General features: G+C 71.8%; 6 protein-coding genes and 1 tRNA gene. 3 read left to right on the top strand and 4 right to left on the bottom strand.

Annotated elements, in window-relative coordinates:
• A partial coding sequence (locus tag GUY60_RS33870) for a hypothetical protein (RefSeq protein WP_161704902.1) occupies positions 1–204 on the bottom strand: 204 nt, incomplete at its 3' end.
• 373 nt (positions 205–577) lie between these two features.
• Here GUY60_RS33870 and GUY60_RS33865 point away from each other — a divergent pair.
• Positions 578–650, top strand: a tRNA-Arg gene (locus GUY60_RS33865).
• 122 nt (positions 651–772) lie between these two features.
• Here the strand turns inward: GUY60_RS33865 and GUY60_RS39315 are convergent.
• A complete protein-coding gene (locus tag GUY60_RS39315; RefSeq protein ID WP_161704900.1) occupies positions 773–1072 on the bottom strand; it encodes a response regulator transcription factor in 300 nt (99 codons plus the stop codon).
• Between GUY60_RS39315 and GUY60_RS39310 the strand changes: the two genes are divergently transcribed.
• The gene (locus GUY60_RS39310; protein ID WP_161704898.1) at positions 1071–1292 is read left to right on the top strand and encodes a hypothetical protein; all 222 of its coding nucleotides are present in this window, start codon (positions 1071–1073) and stop codon (positions 1290–1292) included. The genes GUY60_RS39315 and GUY60_RS39310 overlap by 2 nt on opposite strands.
• Before the next feature lie 143 nt (positions 1293–1435).
• Here GUY60_RS39310 and GUY60_RS33850 read toward each other — a convergent pair whose 3' ends face one another.
• A complete protein-coding gene (locus tag GUY60_RS33850) occupies positions 1436–1804 on the bottom strand; it encodes a cupin domain-containing protein (protein WP_161704908.1) in 369 nt (122 codons plus the stop codon).
• A 112-nt stretch (positions 1805–1916) separates the two neighbouring features.
• Entirely contained in the window at positions 1917–3071 is a 1155-nt protein-coding gene (locus GUY60_RS33845) for a Cmx/CmrA family chloramphenicol efflux MFS transporter (RefSeq protein ID WP_161704906.1), read from the bottom strand.
• 459 nt (positions 3072–3530) lie between these two features.
• On the opposite strand from GUY60_RS33845, the gene GUY60_RS33840 reads away from it, so the two are divergent.
• Positions 3531–5273 (top strand): DUF8823 domain-containing protein, encoded by a 1743-nt coding sequence (locus GUY60_RS33840; protein ID WP_376771349.1) that lies wholly within the window; start codon positions 3531–3533, stop codon positions 5271–5273.
• The last annotated feature ends 21 nt before the right edge of the window (positions 5274–5294 follow it).

The raw sequence follows: 5294 nt of genomic DNA, 5'->3' as shown, positions 1-5294 counted from the left end.
GGCCAGGATGCCCAGGAGCGGGGGCCACTGGCGCAGCTCGCTGTGGCAGGCGTTGTCGCCGGGCGAGGGCTCGACCAGGAGGCCTCGGCACAGGCTCTCGGGCGTGGAGGTCGACGTACTCACGTCGGGGCCCCAGTCGGCGAGCATCAGGTAGCCGAACCACCCCCAGACCCCAGCGGCCAGGAGCATCAGGACGACCGCCACCCTCCCCACCCTGCGTGCGTCCTCGCGGACACTCCTGGGAACGAACGCTGCCGGGACCGTCTCGTCGGCCGCCATCTTCTCCCCCTCCAACTCTCGACGAACAAAGGCAAGTTCATCACGACGCCCGCGCCGGCCTCGCCGAGGTAGCCCGCAGCCCCAGAGCCATCGACGAACGACAGGACGAATGACAGGCAGGGGCCAGCAGGAGCCGCTCCCCGCCGAGACCTGGAAGCCTCGAAACGACCACCCGCTACACTTGTCGGCGGTGGCCTGGACCATGGCGTCCGACCCACCACAGAACTGCCGGACGGCCGTCGGCCTGGACCCGCCTCCCACCAGGGACGGTTCCAGACGGGCTTTCCGACAGAACCCCGCCTTCGTAGCTCAGGGGATAGAGCACCGCTCTCCTAAAGCGGGTGTCGCAGGTTCGAATCCTGCCGGGGGCACAGCAAAGCAGCAGGTCAGAGGCCCTGTCGCCCGAGAGGGCGGCAGGGCCCCTTTGCTCTCGCAGCACACATGAGGTGCGAGAGCAAAGGGGCCCTGGTGAAGGCCGCCCGTCTTGTGAACCTCACACTCCACGTCGGCGGTCGCCCACAAGCCCCGTCTCGTAGGCGACGTTCACGAGCTGGGCGCGGTGGCGCGCGTGCAGCTTGGCGAGTAAGTGGCCGATGTGGGTCTTGATCGTGGTTGGGCTCAGGCGGAGGTGTGCTGCGAGCTCTGTGTTGGACAGACCTCGCGCGATCAGGCCGAGCAAGCACCTCCAACTCCCGCGGGGGCAGACCTGGGTATGACTTGTCGGTCCACCTGAGAACGACCTCGAACGACCTCGCCTGAATACGACCTCGACCGGCTGGATGGATGGATGCATGCCTAGGAACCGGTTGGCCGTCCACAAGGCGAGGATCGAGCGGGCAGTCGGCCGGACCCGCGCCGCTCATGCCGGGGAGGGGTACGCGGTCGTCCGTCAGGCTCTCGCTGAGGCGCTGGAGGACGAGGGCGCCGGCCGAGTCGTACCGCAGGTCGTTGACCATCTGGCGATGCAGATCTCCACAGGTCGCGCCAACGACGGTGGACAACAGGCGCCTTGACCCCTGAAGCGCAGCGGCACGGTCGAGGAGGTCGCCGCGGTCTCGCTCCTTCTGGTTGCCGACGCGACCTTCACGACCGATGTCGAGCTCGCCGTCTACGGTGCGGTCGCTCGGGCGCGCGCCGGTGCGGCGGGCTGCCGTGTCTAGGCCGAGCCCGCCGGCTTCGCGTAGTCCTGGGCCATGGCGCCCGCGAAGTCGTACACCAGGCACTGATCGTCGCCCACGACCCAGGCGTCGTGTCCGGGTGGGCAGACGAAGACGTCGCCGGGGCCTACTTCCGCCTCGCCGCCGTCGTCCATGCGGATGTGCATGCGCCCGGATACGACGTATGCGTTGTGGTGGATCTGGCAGCTGTCGGTGCCCGCGAGGGGGCCCACGGACTCGGACCAGCGCCAGCCGGGCTCGAAGGTGGCCACCGCGAAGTCCAGTCCGGTGAGGTGGACGGCTTCGAGGTGGCCGCGGGGGAAGTCCCGCCGTTCGTCCGGCTTTTCGACCGCCTTGACCTCGATCATGACGGCTCCTCCGATCTGCTCGGGGCGATGTTGCCGGAGCCGGCTGCCGCCCACCGCGAAGTCCGCGGTCGACGCCGTCACCAGCCGACCCCTTCCTTCCATCGTCCGCCTGTCAACTGGGCGGTGCCACCCGGGTCGGCCACAGCCCCGCCACCGCGACCGCCAGCGCCACCAGGCCCGCGCTCACCCACAGCGGCGCGACGAAGCCCGCTCCCGCCGCGACCGGCACCCCGCCGAGCCAAGGGCCGAGCGCGCCGCCCACGTTGAAGGCGGCCGTGGCGTAGCCGCCCGCCAGGGTCGGGGCCTGCGTGGCCGCGTACAGGGCGCGGGAGATCAGGGTCGAGCCGACGGCGAACGACAGGGCGCCCTGGACGAAGGCGAAGGCCAGTACGGCCGGGGCGTGCGTGGCCGTGAGGGCGAAGAGTGGCCAGCCCGCGCAGAGGGCGAGCGAGCCGACGGTAAGCAGCCGGGTGGCGTGGGCGTCCGCGTACCGCCCGGCGAGGGTGACACCGGCGAATGAGCCGAGGCCGAAGAGGGCGAGCAGGACCGGCACCCAGGACGCGGCGAGGCCCGTGACGTCGGTGAGCAGCGGGGCGAGGTAGCTGAAGGCGCAGAACGTCGCGCCGTTGACCAACGCGCCGAGCAGCAGGGCGCGTTGGAGGCGGGGGTCGCGCAGGGCGGCGAGTTCGAAGCGGGCGCTCGGGCGGGGCGTACCGTCGTCGAGGCCCGCGGGCACGGACCGTACGATCGCGGCGAACGCGGGCACCGTGAGCAGCGCGACCGCCCAGAACGCGGCGCGCCAGCCCCAGAGTTGGGCGAGCAGCGCGCCGCCGGGCACTCCGGCCACGCAGGCCACGGTGACGCCGCCGAGCAGGGCGGAGGTGGCGCGGCCCTTGGCGTCGGCGGGGACCATCGCGATGGCGGTGGTGAGGGCGACGGCGAGGAACCCGGCGTTGGCGAGCGCGCCGAGCACCCGCGTCGCGAGCAGCACCGCGAAGCTGCTGGTGACGGCGCCGACGACATGGGCGAGCAGGAACGCGGCGAGCAGGACGAGCAGCGCGCGACGCCGCGGCCACGCTCTGCTGAGCAGCGCCATCAGCGGGGCGCCGACGATCATCCCGACGGCGAACGCCGAGGTCAGCGTGGTCGCCGTCGGGATGGACACATCGAGGTCGCGGGCCAGGTCGGGGGTGAGCCCGAAAAGCATGAACTCGGACGTTCCCATCGCGAAGACGGCGAGTCCGAGCAGGTGGATCGCAAAAGGCAGGTGGATCGCAGAAGGCATACGGATCGCAGAAGGCATGCGGATCGTAAAAGGCATGACGAGTCTCCAGCGCGACGGGCGGGTGCCACGGCGCGGCAGGGTGGAGTGGAGCGAGGTCGTGGACGGCCTGGGCCGGTGGACGGTCCGGTGGCGGCGGGACTCAGCCGTACGGAACGGGGCCGGGCGCGCGCGGACACACCCGGCGTACGACCACTGCCGTACCGGGCGGAGCTGCCATGCGTGCGGCCACCGGGGTCAACCGGTGGCTAGCGTCTGGACGACTCGGGGCTCGACATGACGCGGAGGCTATCCGGGCGGCGGGCGGGGGTCCAGCGAGTTTCGTCGGCCTCAACTCCGGGACGCGGAAGGGGCGCTGAACCTCGGCGGGCTGGCTAACGTCTTCCTGCTCAGCCCGCCGGGGTTCAGTGCCCCCGCCCTGTCCGCCGAACGGAAGCGTGCCCCGTGGTCTCTGCCGAGCTCCCTCAAGAACCTCTCCTGCCCGGCAACCGCGTATGGGCCGGGTGCGAAGCCTGGTACGAGCGGCACCGGTTGCCGCTGCTCACCACCGTGGCGACGCTTCCGCTCTACGCGCTCTGGTGGGGCGTGTTCGCGACGGGCGGGGGCGACCTGGCGGCGCAGATCGCGTGGGCGGGTTTTGCGGAACGATTCCCCGACTCGGCGTACAACCTGTTCTGGCACGGCGGTCTGCACGCGGCCAACTACAGCGTCATATCCCCGTACTTGATGGCCCTGTTCGGGGTGCTTCCGGTGACGCTGGCCTCGGGCATCGCCGCCACCTGGCTCGCCGCGCTCATCTGCCGGCACAGCGGCGTGCGCCGGCCGCTGTGGCCCGCGCTCATGTTCGGCGTCACCCTCTGGTGCCAAGTGGTGTCCGGGCGGACCACGTTCGTCCTGGGGGTGGCCTTCGGCATGGCGGCGGTGCTGTGCGTCGTCGGCGGCGGCGGCGGCCGACGGCTGGTCCCCGGCGCCCTGTGCGCGGCGCTCGCCACCCTGGCCAGCCCGGTCGCGGGACTGTTCCTGCTGGTGGCAGGGGCCGCGTATCTGCTCCTCCGCAGAGGGCGCGAGGCGCTGGTCCTGGCGGCGCCGCCGGTGGCCGTCGTCCTCACCACCACTCTCCTGTTCCCCTTCGAGGGCGAGCAGCCGATGCCGTTCGTGCGGGTCCTTGCACCGGTCGCGATCTGCCTGGCGGTCATCCTCGCCGCGCCCCGCTCCTGGCGGCTCGTACGGCTCGGGGCCGGTGTCTTCGCGGTCGGCGTGCTGCTCACCTTCCTGATCCCCTCGCCGATCGGCACGAACGTCGAACGGCTCACGGAGTTCGCGGGGCCACCGGTGCTGCTCGCGGCGGCGCTGAACCTCGGGGCGCAGCGAACTCGGGTGGAAGGTACGGAAGTTGAGGCCTCGCGTGGGGTCGGCGGGCTCACGTCGATCGCTGTGCGCCGTATCGCGCTCGTGTGCGCCGCGGTGCTCGCCCTCGGCTGGCTCGCCGGCCGGACCGCCTCCGATGTGATCGCGTACACCGAGGTGCCGGCCTGGGCGATCGAGACGGACGGGGTCGTCGACGCCCTGGAACGCCTTGACGCCGACCGTACGCGCGTCGAGGTGGTGCCGGCCCGGGACCACCGGGAGGCCGCGGTGCTCGCGCCGCACATAAACATGGCCCGCGGCTGGAACCGCCAGGCCGATGTCACCCGTGGCCGTCTCTTCTACGACGGGCGCGCCGGTACGGCCGTACCGGCGGGCACGTTCACGGCCGACTCGTACCGGGCCTGGCTCGACCGCTGGGCCGTGGGACTCGTGGTGCTTTACGACGGGCGCCCCGACGGCCCGGCGGAGCTGGAACACGCGCTGGTCACCAGCGAACCGTCGTATCTCGAACGGGTCTGGTCGGACGACAACTGGCGGATCTACCGGGTCAAGGACGCCGTACCGCTGGCCGAACAGCCCGCGTCCGTCGTCGGGTCCGACGGCGCCGACCTGACCCTGGACCTGCCGGAGGCGGGCTCGGTCGGCGTGCGGATCGCGTACTCGCCCTGGCTGTGGGCCAGTTCGGGCTGCCTGCGGCAGGACGGCGAGTTCACCCGGCTCACGGTCGAGAAGCCGGGGCGGGTCCGGATCAGCTCCCGGTTCGGGGGGCCGCCGGAGACGCGTACGCCGGCTCCGCGGTGCGCGGGTGGTTCGGGCTGAGGCGCGCGGGCGGTACGGGGT

It is taken from the genome of Streptomyces boluensis (genome assembly GCF_009908195.1).
GTDB lineage: Bacteria > Actinomycetota > Actinomycetes > Streptomycetales > Streptomycetaceae > Streptomyces > Streptomyces boluensis.
This window is presented reverse-complemented; position numbering and strand designations above follow the sequence as displayed.

Coding starts and splice junctions, on each gene's coding strand:
- GUY60_RS39315 (WP_161704900.1), bottom strand. CDS start 1,072: ATGCATCCATCCATCCAGCCGGTCGAGGTCGTATTCAGGCGAGGTCGT.
- GUY60_RS33850 (WP_161704908.1), bottom strand. CDS start 1,804: ATGATCGAGGTCAAGGCGGTCGAAAAGCCGGACGAACGGCGGGACTTC.
- GUY60_RS39310 (WP_161704898.1), top strand. CDS start 1,071: ATGCCTAGGAACCGGTTGGCCGTCCACAAGGCGAGGATCGAGCGGGCA.